This window comes from Yoonia maricola, from assembly GCF_002797915.1.
GTDB classification, from domain to species: Bacteria; Pseudomonadota; Alphaproteobacteria; order Rhodobacterales; family Rhodobacteraceae; genus Yoonia; species Yoonia maricola.
Map to the genome: position 1 here is coordinate 632,350 of NZ_PGTY01000002.1, position 17,197 is coordinate 649,546.

At 57.0% G+C, this 17,197-nt stretch carries 16 protein-coding genes; 10 read left to right on the top strand and 6 right to left on the bottom strand.

Annotated elements, in window-relative coordinates:
- Positions 1 to 167 precede the first annotated feature (167 nt).
- The 5 genes from BC777_RS13315 (at position 168) to BC777_RS13335 (ending at position 4,978) form a co-directional block, all read left to right on the top strand.
- Positions 168 to 506, top strand: a complete 339-nt coding sequence (locus BC777_RS13315; protein WP_100368648.1) for a P-II family nitrogen regulator — start codon at positions 168 to 170, stop codon at positions 504 to 506.
- A 22-nt stretch (positions 507 to 528) separates the two neighbouring features.
- Positions 529 to 1,845 (top strand): ammonium transporter AmtB, encoded by a 1,317-nt coding sequence (amtB, locus tag BC777_RS13320; RefSeq protein ID WP_100368649.1) that lies wholly within the window; start codon positions 529 to 531, stop codon positions 1,843 to 1,845.
- Between the two features lie 238 nt (positions 1,846 to 2,083).
- Complete coding sequence (dgcN, locus tag BC777_RS13325; RefSeq protein ID WP_100368650.1) at positions 2,084 to 3,085, top strand: N-acetyltransferase DgcN; 1,002 nt, start codon at positions 2,084 to 2,086, stop codon at positions 3,083 to 3,085.
- Between the two features lie 70 nt (positions 3,086 to 3,155).
- On the top strand, positions 3,156 to 4,115 hold the full coding sequence (gene dgcA, locus BC777_RS13330) for an N-acetyl-D-Glu racemase DgcA (protein WP_100368859.1): 960 nt from the start codon (positions 3,156 to 3,158) through the stop codon (positions 4,113 to 4,115).
- Entirely contained in the window at positions 4,112 to 4,978 is an 867-nt protein-coding gene (locus tag BC777_RS13335) for a D-amino-acid transaminase (RefSeq protein WP_100368651.1), read from the top strand. The genes dgcA and BC777_RS13335 overlap by 4 nt, the downstream gene beginning before the upstream one ends.
- A 51-nt stretch (positions 4,979 to 5,029) precedes the next feature.
- On the opposite strand, the gene BC777_RS13340 is transcribed toward BC777_RS13335, so the two are convergent.
- From BC777_RS13340 to BC777_RS13360, 5 genes are read right to left on the bottom strand one after another with little or no spacing between them, the layout of a single operon-like run.
- Entirely contained in the window at positions 5,030 to 5,839 is an 810-nt protein-coding gene (locus BC777_RS13340; RefSeq protein WP_100368652.1) for an aminoglycoside 6-adenylyltransferase, read from the bottom strand.
- A gap of 22 nt (positions 5,840 to 5,861) precedes the next feature.
- Positions 5,862 to 6,500 (bottom strand): 2-hydroxychromene-2-carboxylate isomerase, encoded by a 639-nt coding sequence (locus BC777_RS13345; RefSeq protein WP_100368653.1) that lies wholly within the window; start codon positions 6,498 to 6,500, stop codon positions 5,862 to 5,864.
- Between the two features lie 55 nt (positions 6,501 to 6,555).
- On the bottom strand, positions 6,556 to 6,996 hold the full coding sequence (locus BC777_RS13350) for a tellurite resistance TerB family protein (RefSeq protein WP_100368654.1): 441 nt from the start codon (positions 6,994 to 6,996) through the stop codon (positions 6,556 to 6,558).
- A 9-nt stretch (positions 6,997 to 7,005) separates the two neighbouring features.
- Positions 7,006 to 7,299 carry a DUF1244 domain-containing protein gene (locus BC777_RS13355; protein WP_100368655.1) on the bottom strand — a complete coding sequence of 98 codons (294 nt, stop codon included), beginning with the start codon at positions 7,297 to 7,299 and terminating at the stop codon, positions 7,006 to 7,008.
- Positions 7,300 to 7,310: 11 nt separating this feature from the next.
- The gene (locus BC777_RS13360) at positions 7,311 to 8,048 is read right to left on the bottom strand and encodes an N-formylglutamate amidohydrolase (protein ID WP_100368656.1); all 738 of its coding nucleotides are present in this window, start codon (positions 8,046 to 8,048) and stop codon (positions 7,311 to 7,313) included.
- A 117-nt stretch (positions 8,049 to 8,165) separates the two neighbouring features.
- Between BC777_RS13360 and pyk the strand changes: the two genes are divergently transcribed.
- The 4 genes from pyk to rplT all read left to right on the top strand — a co-directional run bounded on the left by pyk (position 8,166) and on the right by rplT (position 10,582).
- Positions 8,166 to 9,611: a pyruvate kinase gene (gene pyk, locus BC777_RS13365; RefSeq protein ID WP_100368657.1), complete on the top strand. Its 1,446-nt coding sequence runs from the start codon at positions 8,166 to 8,168 to the stop codon at positions 9,609 to 9,611.
- A gap of 34 nt (positions 9,612 to 9,645) precedes the next feature.
- The gene (locus BC777_RS13370) at positions 9,646 to 9,873 is read left to right on the top strand and encodes a hypothetical protein (RefSeq protein ID WP_100368658.1); all 228 of its coding nucleotides are present in this window, start codon (positions 9,646 to 9,648) and stop codon (positions 9,871 to 9,873) included.
- A 128-nt stretch (positions 9,874 to 10,001) separates the two neighbouring features.
- Entirely contained in the window at positions 10,002 to 10,202 is a 201-nt protein-coding gene (rpmI, locus tag BC777_RS13375) for a 50S ribosomal protein L35 (RefSeq protein ID WP_100368659.1), read from the top strand.
- Positions 10,203 to 10,219: 17 nt separating this feature from the next.
- Complete coding sequence (gene rplT, locus BC777_RS13380; RefSeq protein ID WP_008231517.1) at positions 10,220 to 10,582, top strand: 50S ribosomal protein L20; 363 nt, start codon at positions 10,220 to 10,222, stop codon at positions 10,580 to 10,582.
- Between the two features lie 133 nt (positions 10,583 to 10,715).
- Here rplT and BC777_RS13385 read toward each other — a convergent pair whose 3' ends face one another.
- Positions 10,716 to 11,006 (bottom strand): hypothetical protein, encoded by a 291-nt coding sequence (locus tag BC777_RS13385; RefSeq protein WP_100368660.1) that lies wholly within the window; start codon positions 11,004 to 11,006, stop codon positions 10,716 to 10,718.
- 671 nt (positions 11,007 to 11,677) lie between these two features.
- On the opposite strand from BC777_RS13385, the gene BC777_RS13390 reads away from it, so the two are divergent.
- On the top strand, positions 11,678 to 16,834 hold the full coding sequence (locus tag BC777_RS13390) for an SdrD B-like domain-containing protein (RefSeq protein WP_100368661.1): 5,157 nt from the start codon (positions 11,678 to 11,680) through the stop codon (positions 16,832 to 16,834).
- The last annotated feature ends 363 nt before the right edge of the window (positions 16,835 to 17,197 follow it).

Here is a 17,197-nt window from a genome sequence, read left to right on the forward strand (position 1 = left end):
TCAGGCGATGTGATTAATTTGTGCAAAATTTGTGCAGAAGCCTATGTTAACGGCAGGCTCTGCGGGGGCGTCAATCTTGCCGCGCCGCCGGGCGTGCGCTTTGTCTTTGCGTGCAAGCGGGCGCTGCCGGAACAGGGGTCTGCAAGAGAATTTGCAAGGGGAAGAACGTGAAACTCATCATTGCAACAATCAAACCGTTCAAGCTGGAGGAGGTCCGCGAAGCACTGACCACCGTTGGCGTGCGCGGCATGATGGTGTCTGAAATCAAAGGCTTCGGCTCTCAATCCGGGCATACGGAAATCTATCGCGGTGCGGAATACGCCGTGAATTTCGTGCCCAAGGTGAAACTTGAGATCGTCGTGCAGGACAGCATGGCCGAACAGGTTGTGTCTACCATCGCCACAACAGCTAAGACCGAGAAAATCGGTGACGGCAAAATTTTCGTTCTCGACGTTGAAAGCGCCATGCGTGTGCGGACGGGCGAGACCAATGATGACGCGCTTTGATCGCGGAACGAGGGACAGAATTATGAAATTTACCAAGTATCTATCAGTCGGGGCCGCACTCACGCTGTTGCCGACTTTCGCGCTGGCACAGGACGCCGCGCCGAGCTTTGACGAGATCGGCCCGTACCTGATGACCACATTGCTGTTCCTTGTGGGTGGCTTCCTTGTGTTCTGGATGGCAGCCGGTTTTGCCATGCTGGAAGCAGGGCTTGTGCGTTCCAAAAACGTCACAACACAGCTGACCAAGAACATCGCCCTCTATTCGCTATCGGCGATCATGTATTGGCTGGTGGGCTTTAACCTGATGTATCCCGGCGATGCCTGGATCATCCCAGGTTGGTTCGGCACATTTGCGCCAACATCGCTTGAGCCTGTCGGTTTAGCAGCGGCTGATGCGGCTTTGGATTATGCATCCGTTGCATCCGATTTCTTCTTCCAGTTGATGTTTTGTGCAACAACAGCCTCCATCGTGTCTGGTACATTGGCCGAGCGGATCAAACTGTGGCCGTTCCTGATCTTTGTCGTCATCCTGACAGGTCTGATCTACCCAATCGGCGCAAGCTGGCAGTGGGGCGGCGGCTGGTTGTCTGAAATGGGCTTCTATGACTTTGCTGGTTCAACTGTTGTGCACGCGGCCGGTGGTTTTGCGGCCCTTGCAGGGGCGATCATCCTTGGTGCCCGTATCGGCAAGTACAAGGATGGCATGACCATTCCGATGCCGGGGTCTAACCTTGCACTGGCCACATTGGGTACGTTCATCCTGTGGCTGGGTTGGTTTGGCTTTAATGGTGGTTCGCAGCTGGCTGCGGGTACTGTCGGCGATATCACTGACGTCGGCCGTATCTTTGCCAACACCAACATGGCAGCGGCTGCCGGTGCGGTTGCGGCGCTGATCATGACCAATGTGATGTATAAAAAGCCTGACCTGACCATGGTGCTAAACGGCGCCTTGGCCGGTCTGGTGTCCATCACAGCCAGTCCGCTTGAGCCAAGCCTCTTTGGTGCGCTTTGGATCGGTGCTGTCGGTGGTATCATCGTGGTCTTCGCGGTGCCGTTCTTTGACAAGCTCAAGATTGACGATGTGGTTGGTGCGATCTCGGTCCACATGGTTGCAGGTTTCTGGGGCACAATCGTCGTGCCGGTCTATGCCGACGCTAGCTTCGTGACGCAGTTCATCGGCTTCGTTGCTATCGGTGGCTTTACCTTCGTGGTCAGCCTCGTGGCATGGACGGTCCTGAAAGGTGTCATGGGCATCCGTGTGTCTGAGCAGGCCGAGATTGATGGTCTCGACGTGTCAGAATTGGGCATGGAAGCTTACCCTGAATTTGCAAAAGGCTGATCTCCTCCCTTTCAGCTTTTGAAAGAAACCCGGGCGTTCGCGCCCGGGTTTTTTGTTGGGTTAAGGTGGATCATGATACACCTTACCGTCTGCACAGGCATTTCTGCGGTAAAATTGGCTATTCTTGCACGAAACTGTCGCAATATAGACTATCATCGACCCATTCTGCGATGAAATTGCGCCCCATCGCACGATATCGTCGGGAAGATACGAATCCCCGAAGACCCGGAGCCTTCTCATGATACAGACCCCTTATCTTTTGTTCCTCGGCGATGCCCCTGATCAGCTTGCCGCGAAGGTGGCGCAAGGCATCAAGGATTGGCGCCCGGAAAATGCCGTTGGCCAATACCGGATGCCCGGTTGTGGTGCCGACGTCGGCATCGGCGATATGACCTTGGAAGAGGCGCGCGCTGCCGGTGCCCAAACCCTTGTGATCGGGGTGGCCAACCGTGGCGGTTATATCTCAAAGGCTTGGAAAGAGGTTTTGGTCAAGGCGCTACAAATGGGTTTCGATATCGCCTCCGGTTTACACAACCTCTTGCGCGATGAGGACGAGCTGGTCGCAGCCGCCCGCGTCAATGGACGTACGCTTTTCGATGTGCGCATCCCATCCGTCGCTTACCCGATTGCCAATGGTCAAAAGCGCACCGGCAAACGCTGTTTGGCCATCGGCACGGATTGCTCGGTCGGTAAAATGTACACGGGCCTTGCCATGGACGCCGAAATGCAGCGCCGCGGCATGAAATCCACCTTCCGTCCAACAGGCCAGACCGGCATTCTGATCACGGGTGGCGGCGTGCCGCTGGATGCGGTGATCGCTGATTTTATGGCCGGTGCGGTTGAATATCTGACCCCAGATAATGATGCCGATCATTGGGATCATATTGAAGGGCAGGGCAGCCTGTTCCACGTCTCCTACTCTGGCGTGACCATGGCCCTGATCCACGGCGGCCAACCCGATGCGCTGATCCTCGCGCATGAGCCCACCCGCACCCATATGCGCGGCCTGCCTGACTATGATCTGCCCAGCCTTGAAACCCTGCGCGACACGGCCCTGCCCATTGCCCGCGTGGCCAACCCCGCTTGCCAGATCACCGGTATTTCAGTGAACACCCAGCATCTGTCCGAGGAAGATGCCTTGGCCTATATGGCTGAGGTTGAAGACCGGATGGGGCTGCCCACTGTCGATACGTTCCGACAGGGTGCCGCGCGGTTGGTTGATGCGTTGGATGCTCTCTAAGCCGTTGTTTCTGTCGCGGGCCCAGGATGCCTCCGGCGGGAGTTTTTTTGACCAAGATGAAGAGGAACTGATGCAGGTTTCAGTGACGCAAGATGTGTTTCAGCTGGCGCAGGTGTTTACCATCAGCCGTGGGTCCCGGACCGAGGCGCAGGTGCTGACGGTTGCTGTTGAAGGTGACGGCGCGCGTGGCATGGGCGAATGCGTGCCTTATGCGCGGTATGGCGAAACACTGGAGAGCGTGACTGCGCAAGTCGAAGGGTTCAAGGGGGGCTGGCCAGAGCTTCCCGATGCCTTGCCTGCCGGGGCCGCGCGGAATGCGCTGGATTGCGCTTTTTGGGATCATGCCGCCAAGCACGCGGGCAAGCGGGTTTGGGATTTGCTGGGCTTGCCTGAGCCACAGCCAGAGATCACGGCCTATACCCTGTCGCTTGATACGCCAGAGGCGATGCAGAAACAGGCTGCGGCAAACGCCATGCGCCCGCTTTTGAAGATCAAACTCGGCACCCCTGATGACATGGCCCGCCTTGAAGCCGTCCGTCGCGGCGCGCCCGACGTACCGATCATCGTGGATGCGAATGAAGGCTGGACAGCTGAGGTCTATGCCGATCTTGCCCCTCATCTTATCCGCCTTGGTGTGCAGATGGTCGAGCAGCCTTTGCCTGTCGGTCAGGACGATATCTTGGCCGAGATCGCGCGGCCCCTACCTGTCTGCGCCGATGAAAGCTGCCACGACCGCGCCAGCCTGCCGGGATTGCGCGGCAAATACGATATGGTGAACATCAAGCTGGATAAGACCGGCGGGCTGACCGAGGCACTTGCGCTCAAGCGTCAGGCATTGGCTGCCGGCTATGGCGTGATGGTCGGTTGCATGGTTGGATCGTCCCTTGCCATGGCCCCCGCCACGATCCTCGCACAGGGTGTGGCATTCACAGACCTTGACGGGCCTTTGTTATTGGCCGAAGACCGGGACGAACCTTTGAAATTCGATGATCACGGCGTGCACCCGCCCGCTGCAGCACTTTGGGGATGACCATGCGCACAGTCTATGTCAACGGCGAGTACCTGCCAGAAAACGAAGCCAAAGTATCCATCTTTGATCGCGGGTTTCTGATGGCCGATGGGGTCTATGAGGTGACTTCTGTGCTGGATGGCAAGCTGATCGACTTTGCCGGACATGCCAAACGTTTGGAACGGTCCTTGAACGAACTCGACATGCCGCATCCAGAGGTTTTGCCAGATCTGCTGGAGGTCCACCGCGAGCTGGTCCGGCTGAACGGCATTGAGGAAGGTATGATCTATCTGCAAATCACACGTGGTGCGCCCGATGATCGTGATTTCGTCTTTCCCGATCCTGAGACGACGACGCCGACGGTTGTTCTTTTTACCCAAAACAAGCCAGGCCTTGCCAATAGCCCCGCGGCCAAGAAGGGGATCAAAGTGATCTCCATCCAAGATCAGCGCTGGGCGCGGCGCGATATCAAAACCGTGCAGCTGCTGTTCCCCTCCATGGGCAAGATGATGGCCAAGGCCGCCGGCGTTGATGACGCATGGATGGTCGAGGATGGGGCGGTGACCGAGGGGACCTCGAACAACGCCTACATCATCAAGGGCAACACGATCATCACGCGGCATCTGGGCAATGAAATCCTACACGGTATCACGCGTGCCGCCGTCCTACGCTTTGCGCAAGAGGCGCAGATGAAGGTCGAAGAGCGCAGCTTTACCATTGCAGAAGCACAAGAGGCGGACGAGGCGTTCATCACTTCGGCCAGCACATTTGTCATGCCCGTCGTTGAGGTCGATGGCGTGGCAGTTGGCGCAGGTAAGCCGGGGCCAGTGGCGGAACGGCTACGTGAGATTTATCTGGACGAAAGCCGCAAGGTAGCGATGTAGGGCGGGGCCTGCCCCGCCGATGCAAGGTTTTTAGTCGGGGCAGACCCCGACCTATGCAACACTGTCATAGGGTCGCTCTACCCCCAACGTTTCTTTCAGCTTCTCCCACGTCGCCGCTTCAAATCTTTCCGGCCATGCAACATCCAAATCCGCCGCCCGTTTGCGGGCGCGGGGCAGATAAGCGGCGGCATAGGCCAGATGTGTTTTGATCATCGCCTCACGTTCCGGCACCGGCGGCGGCAGCGACATTATCAGCGCTTTCTGATCATCGGTGATCAACCGGTTGAGGTGCAACACACCGCCGCGATTGGGTGCGTTGGTCTCTGCGATCAACAGCTCCACCAGCTTGTTGCGTAGGTGAAATACGCCCAGCACGCCGTTGATGTATTCTTTACGACCGGCGGCCAGATGCAGCAAGCCTAACACCCGGATGAATTCCTCAACCTCATGGAGGAACCGGGTGGGGCTGGGCCGGGGCGGCGTGGCCCTGTCGGGCAATGTGCCGTAAATGCCGTCATGATCAAAGAGCGGTTTTAACGTGTTTTGCGCATGCGCTTTCATCTGGTCGGGTTTGAGGATGATCACGTCGGTGCGTGTCCAGTCTGCCGTAATCGCGTTGATCAGGACTGGCACAGTATTGCGATCCCACCATAGGACGATCTCACCGGTTTTGCTGATGGCGCGTTTCCAAATGGCAGCAACCGCATCGCTGGCCCCCTCGTCAGCTACCATCACGAAATCAATGTCGCTATAGGCATCGGACATCCCGTTGCCATAGCTGCCGCTGAGGAAAAGGGCCCTGACGCCGGGTGCATCCCGCGTTGCGTCTGTGATTGTTGCGATAACCTCAGCATGGGTCACGGCGCGGTCCTTCCTATGGTGGTCAGTCGACGGGCGGGTTGGTCCAGTTTGGCGGGGCAAAGGGCTTTTGCAACGCCCGTTCCACCAGTTCCAACCGGTCCTGCCCATAAAATGCGTCGCCCTCGATAATGTAGGTGGGCGAACCAAACACATCTTGACCAAGCGCCCAATCAGAGTTTGCACGCAATTGGTCTTGACAGGCGTTTGATCCAGCCCGCGCGATAAGCGCCTGCGCATCATGGCCCGATGCGGTGGCGATTTCGCCCAATGTCACCGGGTTGGACAGGTCTGCATCATCGCGCCAATGCGCCTCTAGAATGCGATGGGTCATTGCGTCCACCGCGGCCCCGCTTTCGCCAAGGGCAATGATCATGCCAGAGGCGAGGCTGTAATCCGCATCATGATAGGTTGGCCGGTAGTTGATCACCGGCACATCGCGGTAGGCGGCCCAACGCTCAATCTCGCGGCCAAAGAAGTAATCAACGTGGGCTTGCGTGCGGGCATGAAAGGGCTGGCTACCTTGGGCTTCGACCACCGGCGATAGCATGATGGGTTTGTGGACCAGTGTGACGTCATGCTGCGCGCAAAGGGCCATGAGCTTGGCCGAGCCCAGATAGGCAAAGGCGGAATGGGCGGAGTAGATGTAGTGAATGGTGGGCATTATGGCAGATTAGGCGATTGCCTACGGGTTGCAAGACAGTGCAGAGGGCTGAGGGCTAACCCTCTGCCTGCGCCTGCAACTCTTTCGCCCGCTCAGGGGTAATCCCTAACAGATCCTCAATTCGGTGTAGGAGCTTGTCTTCCTGTTCCCGTCTGATCCCATCAGCAAAGACCACCTGCCAAAGTGCGATCAACGTCGCCTCTTTTTCCTCGGTACTGATGGCATAGCTGAGGATGGTTGCGATCTCTTTGGTGCGGGGGATTTCCTTTTCCAGCAGCTCGCATTCGGCCCGCATCTTGGCGGCCTCAACAGGGTTGAGGTCGTGGCGTTGCGCCATAATCCGGTCGATCAGCGCGATTTCCTCGAACAGATAGGCGTCATCTGCCTTTGCGGCCCGCACCAGCAGGGCGCCCATCGCATGTTGTGCGTCGGCCTCGGGCAGGGGTGTGTGGTATCCGGCGGGGTTCCCGAAAAAGGCGGTCAGGCGTTCGAGCATGGCAGGGTCCTATCCGTGGTTGTCCTTGAAGGCTTCTTTGGCTTCTGCCGAAGCGTCGGTCTGATACTTCTCTTTCCACTCAGAAAAGGGCATCCCATAGAACGCCTCGCGGCCTTCGTCTTTGGTCATCTCAATCCCGCGTTCGTTGGCGGCCTCTTGATACCAGCGCGACAGGCAATTCCGGCAGAACCCGGCGAGGTTCATCATGTCGATGTTCTGCGCATCGGTCCGATCTTCCATCAGGTGCTTTTGCAGGCGGCGAAAGGCGGCGGCTTCCAGTTCGATGCGGGTTTGGTCGTCCATAGCATGTCCTCTCATAGGCCCGATTGGGTCAATACATCTGATAATAGGGGGGCAAGCCGGTTTGCCCAGAGGGTTTGTCCGGCCTCATCGGCAATCAGGTCCTGGCGGAGCTCGATTAATACATTGGGCCGCCCGTGTTGCAGCGCATGACGGTCGACCGCGTCACCCGGCAAATGGCCTGCGTAGGGTTCATTGTCACCGGTGCACCAGCCTTGCGCGCGGCAGGCCTCTATAAACGGCAATGCAAATCGGGTGTCATCTGCATAGAGGATGCCGATTTCCCATGGGCGTGGGTGTCGTCCGTTCAGGCGGGGGGTAAAGCTGTGTACTGCGCAGATCACCGGGTCTTTCATCTTATTTGCCAGATCGGCATAGGCGGCATGGTAGGGACGGTAGAGCCTTTGCAGCCGCTCTTCCTTCTCGGCTTCATCTGCGTTGCGATTGCCCGGAATGATGGTGCCGTCATAAAGGCGCATCATGATCGTCGGATCATCCTCGCCCCGGTTTGGGTCACAGACCAGCCGGGAAAAGCGCGACAGGATCGCAGGGCTGTCCAATGCCTCGGCCAATTGGCGTGTCACGGCTGCGGCCCCGATGTCGTAAGCGATGTGGCGGCCCATATCGGCGGCGGTCAGGCCCAGATCACCACCATGTACCCAATCGGGGATCATGTTGGTTGCGTGGTCACAGGTCATAAGCCACCTGCCCGGCCTGTTAGCCCCTATGATTTCAAACGGTTCGTGCGTCATTGTCGTGTCATTCCTTTGACACGAGCTTTAGGCTAGTTGCTGTAGGAATGGAATTGCGCAATAAGGGCGCAACCCAAGCTGTTACCGCTAACGGCCTAGATGGACGAAGGAATAGATATGAGACGCCACCGCAACGTGAAAATTGTCGCCACACTGGGCCCTGCATCGAACGACTACGAGATGATCCGGGCATTGCACGAAGCTGGCGCGGATGTGTTCCGCCTCAATATGTCCCACGGGGACCATTCCGAGATTAAAGTGCGACATGAAATCATCCGTCAGGTGGAAAAGGACCTGAACAGCCCGATCACAATTCTGGCCGATTTGCAGGGCCCGAAACTGCGCGTGGGTGTCTTTGCAAATGGCGAGGAAGAACTGGTACCGGGTGCGGCCTTCCGCCTTGATCTGGATGATGCAGAAGGCGATGTGAACCGCGTGAAACTGCCCCATAAAGAGATTTTCGACGCGCTGGAACCGGGCGCTCATCTTTTGGTGAACGACGGTAAGATCAAACTGCGGGTGAAAGACTGCGGTGCGGATTTCGCCAATTGCGAAGTCGTAGTCGGTGGCACTATTTCCAACCGCAAGGGTGTGAATGTTCCCGACGTAACACTGCCCTTGGCGGCGCTGTCACCCAAGGATCGCAAGGATTTGGAATTTGTCTGTGAATTAGGGGTAGACTGGTTGGCGTTGTCCTTTGTTCAGCGTGCCGCTGACGTCGAAGACGCGCGTAAACTGGCCAAGGGCCGTGCGGCCATCCTGTCGAAGATCGAAAAACCCAATGCGGTCAAGTCATTCGACAGTATCCTTGAAGCCTCGGACGGGATCATGGTTGCGCGTGGTGATCTGGGCGTTGAACTGCCTGTTCAAAACGTACCGCCGATCCAAAAACAACTTGTGCGTAAATGCCGTGCAGCAGCCAAGCCGGTGATCGTGGCGACGCAGATGCTCGAATCGATGATCGACTCGCCTATGCCGACCCGGGCCGAAGTCTCTGACGTGGCCACTGCCATCTATGAAGGTGCCGATGCGATCATGCTGTCGGCTGAATCTGCCGCCGGGTCCTATCCGATCGAGGCGGTCACCACGATGAACAACGTCGCAGGCGAGGTCGAGGCCGATCCGACCTACACCGATATTATGGAGGCGTCACGCAAGGCCGAAGGTAAAACCGTGGCCGATGGCATCGTATCCGCGGCACGCGAAATCGCGGAAACGACCGACGTGAAAGCGATCTGTTGCTTCTCGCAATCCGGCACGACGGCCCTTTTGGTGTCACGCGAACGCCCGCGTGTGCCGATCATCGCGCTGACCAACCATATTGAAACCGCGCGCAGGCTTTCTCTGTCGTGGGGCACGAACTGTGTCGTCACGGGTCCTGTACACCGGTTTAAAGATGCGGTCGTCGCCGCCGTGCGGGCCGCAAAAGCGCAGAATCTGGCCGGTGAGGATGATATGGTGGTCGTCACGGCGGGTGTCCCGTTCAACACACCCGGCTCTACAAATATTTTGCGGGTTGCGCCCTGTGCAGAACGTTTGATTTACGCTGTTGAGCAAGAGTAAGCTCTTGCAGGGGCGCTAAAGCGGGACAACAGCAATGGATTTCGACCACATCTTCGTACTTGGGATCGTGTTGATCGCCTTTGCTATCCCATCTGCGGTGAGCGCTTATTCCGACGGGCAGCGACCCAAGACCGCGCTGATCATGGCGCTTCTGGGCGCCGGGGCGATCATCTTTGTAGTGCGCGAAAACCCCGGCGTTTACGCGCTTGATACCGTCGACGATGTGATCGTCACTGTGGTGGGTGATCTGATCAACAACTAGACCCGAATTTGCGCCAAATACCCTTGCAATATGGTATGCGCTGTCGTATCAGCCGCTTTCAACCCGCGCGTCCGGCCAATATGGCATGCCGAGTCGCGCGTTCCGACCGATCTGAAGAGGAGACGGAAATGCCGAAGATGAAGACAAAATCGAGCTGCAAAAAGCGGTTCAAAGTGACGGCCTCGGGCCGCGTGATCGCAGGCCAGGCTGGCAAGCGTCACGGCATGATCAAGCGCACCAACAAATTCCTCCGCAATGCTCGTGGTACAACCACGCTTTGCAAAGCTGACGAAGGTATCATCAAACCGATGATGCCTTACGCACGTTAATATAGGGGATTTGAGATATGCGCGTTAAAGGTGGAACCGTCACGCACCGTCGTCACAAGAAAGTTCTCGATCAAGCCAAAGGCTACTATGATCGTCGCTCCAAGACGTTCAAAGTCGCAGCACAGGCAGTCGACAAAGCCAACCAATATGCAACCCGTGACCGCCACAACCGCAAGCGCAACTTCCGCGCTTTGTGGATTCAGCGGATCAACGCAGGTGTGCGTTCGGTTGATGAGACACTGAACTATTCCAAGTTTATCAATGGCCTGACACTGGCTGGCATCGAAGTGGACCGCAAGGTTCTGGCCGACCTTGCCGTAAACGAGCCTGAGGCATTTGCCGCCGTTGTTGGTAAAGCCAAGGATGCGCTGGCCGCGTAACGCCAAGCAGACCTGAGCATATGAAAAGGCCGCGCAGCATACTGCGCGGCCTTTTTCATTTCATGACTGACCGGTGTGACTTACCGCCTAGCAATGCGCGACCACTTAAGGGATAACGCTAACTTTGGCCTTACTACTTCGGGTCGACGATGATTGAATCGTCGTCGCCATCATCGGACGAGTCATCACCATCACCATCACCATCACCACCACCAGCAGATGCAGCGACGGCACCCAGTAGCAGAAGGCCAACGGCAGGCAGAACCCAACCGGGCATTGCTGCTTCAGTCACCGGTGCTGCCGGTGCTACGACTTGGGGCGCCTCTACAATTTGATTTGCAAGTCCGCCAGCGGTCAGCGGTGCTGCGTTGACCAAGATACAGATACTTGTTGCGGCCACAGTTTTGACCCAGATATTGCGCATGATTTCTCTCACTCACTATTGTCCCACGTGATGTGGAAAAAGCGGCACTCCGCTACGCAAGTCAAGAGTGGACGGTGGATTTGCACGGCTCAGCATCAGACCGCCGAGCGTTTTTGCCCGTATTCGCCGCGCCGCACCCGTGATTTTTGACAGACTGACAAAGTGGGATGGCAATGCTGTATGATCAATAAATACTATAAAATTGGATATTCGGGCGGTCTGCATTTTTTGGGCTACAAGGCAAAGCAGGCGCCATTCAAGCAGCTATTGGATTGTGGCAAAACCACCACACCCGACCGTACGCCGACATATATGCGCAATGTTTAAGATTATACGCAGCGCAATGAGCGAACTCTCGCTCTTGTTAACCATAAATTTGTCGCATTTTAAACAAATTTGGCAAAAAGCTTCCAAAAGTTGTTGCAGAATCAACATCTTCTGTTCTTCATTCGATCCAGTCAAAAGGCGTGGGGGCGTCGAGTGATACGTTGGTACTTGTTATGTCGGTCTTTTTAAAAGCTTGCAGCTTCGCGTTTTCCGTCAGGCTGCGTACTGCATGACGTACCCCAAAATTTTTCCTAAGCCACACATCGTGAAGGTGATGCGCAACTGCACAGTGCGCGCATCATGCAGCGACATGTGCGGTTGTGATCCCAGTAAAGGATAGCACAATGACTTATCAGAATTACACATGGACTGCATTCTCTGAAAAGCAGATCTTGGAACAAAGCGGCTGTAACAGCTCCGTAAGTATTGGTGATGTCTTTGTGGCGCCTGAGCAGGCGGAATTTACCCTTCAGGTCACTGATAACGATGACAAGCTAAGCGGTGATTGCCGTGATGAAGCGACCGACAGCAGTCAGAAAGCTTTCGTCAACGGCCATGCCATTGACGGCAAGGATATGTACGTCGAAAAGATTTACGTACTCCGCGGATCAGACGGGAATTATTATCACCTCGCCGAGATTGAGATCGAAGATTATAAGGCACCCGGTAACGGTGACGACTTCTTTAGCTTTGTGGGTGACGTACCGCCTGCTGGTGTCACACTCAAAGTGAAAAAGGCGCATGATGTCAGCGGAGACGGCATCCCCTATGCGGACTTCATGTCCATCCCGACAGCCGACTCCGAAAATACGGCTCCGACCTTTGACAACCTGCCGGATAATGGCGTGGTCAGGGTCGATGAAAACACTACAGATGTGATCGACATCAACACCATCGATGCCGATGGCGACACGGTGACCTACAGCATCGTGCCAGGTGACGACAGCGCGTCATTTGAAATTGACCCTGATACAGGCGAACTTAGCTTTGTTGCCGCACCGGATTTTGAAAAGCCCGGCGATGTTATTGGCCGCGACAACACCTATGACGTCACAATCCGCGCCGATGATGGCCAAGGTGGCGTTACCGAAAAAACACTCTGGGTCAAAGTCCGGGATGTTGCAGATTGCGACGCCCCCAAATGCATTGTGATCGAAGCGGAAAATATGCACCTGTCAGGGTTCAAGGCCGTGCATGGTGACAAAGCGTCTGATGGCGGGCTGGTCAAGCTTGCACATGCTGGCGGCACGGGTGAAATCAGCACGACATTCGGGGGTGAAGCAGGGATCTATGACCTGTCGCTTTTCGTTCAGGATGAAAGCGACGGCCAGTCAGAAATCACGATCAAGGTGAACGGCGAAGAGGTTGCTAAGGTCACGCTGGATGCCGACACTGATGGAGGCGGCAACAATAATGGCAGGTTCTCCGAGATCACCTTGTCCGACGTGACGCTCAATCCGGGTGATGTTGTTGCGATCCAAGCAACCGGTGATGGCGGCGAATTCGTCCGCATCGACAAGATCGAACTCTGCCAGAACGGCACTGTCTGCCCGGACGGGTTCACCCTGCTGGATTTCGAAGGTTTTGATGCAGGAACAGTGGTGGATAATCAATTCGCCGGTGTGACTATCACAGCGCAGCGCGACCGCAACAATACCGATGAAAACGATGCGATGCTGTTTGACAGCGCCAACCCGACCGGCGGTGACAATGATCTGGCCTATGACAATCAGGGCAATCTGCTGATCGTTTCCGAAGACAATGACAGCTCTGATCCCGACGATGCCGTGGGCGGGGTGATCACTTTTGATTTTGATGCACCGTCCGATCTGCATGACATCAAGATTTTTGATATTGAAGAACCGGGTGGCACGATCACCCTGACCTTCGCCTCAGGCGAAGTGCGGGTCATTGATATTCCCGCCGCAGGCGACAACAGCGAACAGACAATCGCACTGGACGCTGCGGACGTCACGCAAATGGAGATCGCACTGGTCGGCTCCGGCGCCATCGATGATCTCTGCTGGGCGCCCGGCATCACGGATCCTGGCACGGCGACTTTGGGTGGTCGTGTGTTCATGGATGCGGATGGCAATGACGTGGATGACACGGAGATGGGCGTGGCCGATGTGACGGTGACGCTGCTGGATGCGGATGGCGAAACGGTTGCGACGACGACGACAGGTGCGGATGGGTCTTACCTGTTCGAGGATCTTGCGGCGGGCGACTATACGGTGGTCTTCCCGACAGATGTGGATGGCAAACTGCTGGTGGGTCAGGATGTGGGCGGTGATGACACTGTCGACAGCGATGCGGACCAGACGACGGGTGCGACGGCGCCAGTGAGCGTGGGCATTGGCGATGATATCCGCGACGTGGATGCGGGTGTTGCTGATCCTGGCACGGCGACTTTGGGTGGTGTCTTCTTTGTGGATGCTGATCAGGACGATGTGGAAAGTGCGGATGACACGGCTGTGTCCGGTGCGACAGTGCAGCTTGTGCTGGCAGGTGTTGTGGTTGCGACCACGACGACGGGTGCGGATGGGTCCTACCTGTTCGAAGACCTTGATGCGGGTGAGTATAGCGTGATCTTCACCAATCCCGGCGATCAGGTTTTTGTGGCGCCCAATGCGGGGGCTGACGATACGATTGACAGCGATGCGGTGGACAATGGCGACGGGACGGCGACAACCGGCCCGATCACTGTGGCGATCGGCGATGATATCCGCGATGTGGATGCGGGGATCACTGATCCTGACACCGGCGCGATCAGTGGTGTGCTGTTTGTGGATGAAGACGGCTCGGACACGCAAAGCGCTGGCGACACGCCGGTTGCGGGGGTGACGGTCACGCTGTTGCAAGATGGGGTGCCAGTGGCCACGACGACAACGGGTCCTGACGGCAGCTATCTGTTTGATGAGCTGGCACCGGGGGATGACTACAGCGTGGTCTTTGATAATCCGGGCGACGAGGTCTTTGTGACGCAAGACGCCGGTGGCGACGACACGGTGGACAGCGACGTGGATGCGACGGGCACGACCGGCGCGATCACCGTCACCGCAGGCGAGACGACACCAAACGTCGACGCCGGCATCACGGATCCTGGCACGGCGACTTTGGGTGGTCGTGTGTTCATGGATGCGGATGGCAATGACGTGGATGACACGGAGATGGGCGTGGCCGATGTGACGGTGACGCTGCTGGATGCGGATGGCGAAACGGTTGCGACGACGACGACAGGTGCGGATGGGTCTTACCTGTTCGAGGATCTTGCGGCGGGCGACTATACGGTGGTCTTCCCGACAGATGTGGATGGCAAACTGCTGGTGGGTCAGGATGTGGGCGGTGATGACACTGTCGACAGCGATGCGGACCAGACGACGGGTGCGACGGCGCCAGTGAGCGTGGGCATTGGCGATGATATCCGCGACGTGGATGCGGGTGTTGCTGATCCTGGCACGGCGACTTTGGGTGGTGTCTTCTTTGTGGATGCTGATCAGGACGATGTGGAAAGTGCGGATGACACGGCTGTGTCCGGTGCGACAGTGCAGCTTGTGCTGGCAGGTGTTGTGGTTGCGACCACGACGACGGGTGCGGATGGGTCCTACCTGTTCGAAGACCTTGATGCGGGTGAGTATAGCGTGATCTTCACCAATCCCGGCGATCAGGTTTTTGTGGCGCCCAATGCGGGGGCTGACGATACGATTGACAGCGATGCGGTGGACAATGGCGACGGGACGGCGACAACCGGCCCGATCACTGTGGCGATCGGCGATGATATCCGCGATGTGGATGCGGGGATCACTGATCCTGACACCGGCGCGATCAGTGGTGTGCTGTTTGTGGATGAAGACGGCTCGGACACGCAAAGCGCTGGCGACACGCCGGTTGCGGGGGTGACGGTCACGCTGTTGCAAGATGGGGTGCCAGTGGCCACGACGACAACGGGTCCTGACGGCAGCTATCTGTTTGATGAGCTGGCACCGGGGGATGACTACAGCGTGGTCTTTGATAATCCGGGCGACGAGGTCTTTGTGACGCAAGACGCCGGTGGCGACGACACGGTGGACAGCGACGTGGATGCGACGGGCACGACCGGCGCGATCACCGTCACCGCAGGCGAGACGACACCAAACGTCGACGCCGGCATCACGGATCCTGGCACGGCATCGATCGGTGACACGGTCTTTATTGACGCCAATGGGAACGGCGCGTTCGATGATGGCGAAGAGACCCTTGCGGGTGTTGCTGTCAGCCTGCTGGATGATGCGGGTAATGAGATCGCTGCGACAACCACTGATGCGGACGGTCAGTACCTCTTTGATGATCTGGATGCCGGGACCTACAGCGTTCTCTTTGATGAGGTTGATGGGTTCGACTTCACCACGACCGACGCTGGCGGCGATGATACGGTGGACAGCGATGCGGACCAGACGACCGGCCAGACCGGCGACATCGTGTTGGACATCGGCGAGGCTGACCTGAGCGTTGATGCAGGCTTTGTCGCTGAAAACGTGGCACCTGTAGCCGTTGATGACGCGGGCACGACCTGTGCGCTGAAGACAACCACCATCGATGTCCTTGCGAATGACACGGATGCTGATGGTGATGTCCTGACAGTGGCGACGGTAAACGGTGTGACGCTGGCCACTGGTGAAAGCACCACGCTTGACAGCGGTGCGGTTGTTACCTTGAACGAAAGTGGCACGCTTGATTATGACAGCACCAATGCTGTGATCGATGGCGTGGCGGCAGCTGATATGCTGGTTGGCACGACCTATGAAGATAGCTTTACCTATACCATCAGCGATGGTCAGGGTGGCACAGATGATGGCCAGGCTACGGTTACGGTCAACGGGGAGCTGAACACCGTTGACACGATCGCCGATACATTGCCGACCGAGGCTGTGGTGGTGCAAGGTGGCTTTGCTGTCGGGGCTGGCTATTCCTCAACCATTGATGGGACTGGTGACAGCCGCCTTGATGGGCTCTTTATCGAGAGCGCCTATTGCATTGAGCGACAAGAAGACTTTGTCGCGGATATCGATGTGACCATGAACCTGGCCGCTGGTACGGAAAGTGCAATTGACGCGGATGCGTTCAGCAACAACCTTGTCGAGAACCTTGATGCGATCAACTGGCTTCTGAACCAGAACTTTACCGAGCAAAGCAATGGTGACACCAGTGGGGCGACTGCGGGCCGCAACTATACCGAAGCGGAAATCCAGCATGCGATCTGGGGGCTGACCGATGGGAATTCTCAGATGAACCTCGATACGTTTATCGGCGGTCAGTACAACGGTACGCAGGAAAATGTGGATGAGCTGCTGGAGCTTGCCTTGGCAAACGGTGAGGGTTTTGAAGCAGGCGAAGGCGACTTGCTGACACTGATCCTAGATCCAACCGAGGTGCAGGTCGGCGTTGCAGAAGCTGACGACTATGACCAAGCGTTCATTGTCACCGTGTCGTTTGACGACTTCATGCAAGACAGTATCTGCTGATCAGGCTGTAAATGCATAAAACGGGCCGGGCGTTTACTGCCCGGCCCGTTTGCTTTCATAACCCATGATACGCCGGTGTGCGTTTCACGGGTAAATTCGGTGTGGCCCTGCAGCCCGCCTCCAGGGTAGGCCGCCGCCCCTTGTACGCGTGCTATATGCAAGGCCACTCTGGGTATTGTCGAACATGTCAGTGAGTGAGTGGGAACAGGTTCGGCAAAAACCGCGCTGATTGTGGGGACGAGAGCGGCCAGCGCGGCCAGTATCTTGTGTTTTATGTGCGTGATGACCTTTTGAAGTCTTTGTCTATGCTCATCGAACGCGACAGCCCGCGCTTTCCGTCGCTGATCTTGCGAATTTTTGCAA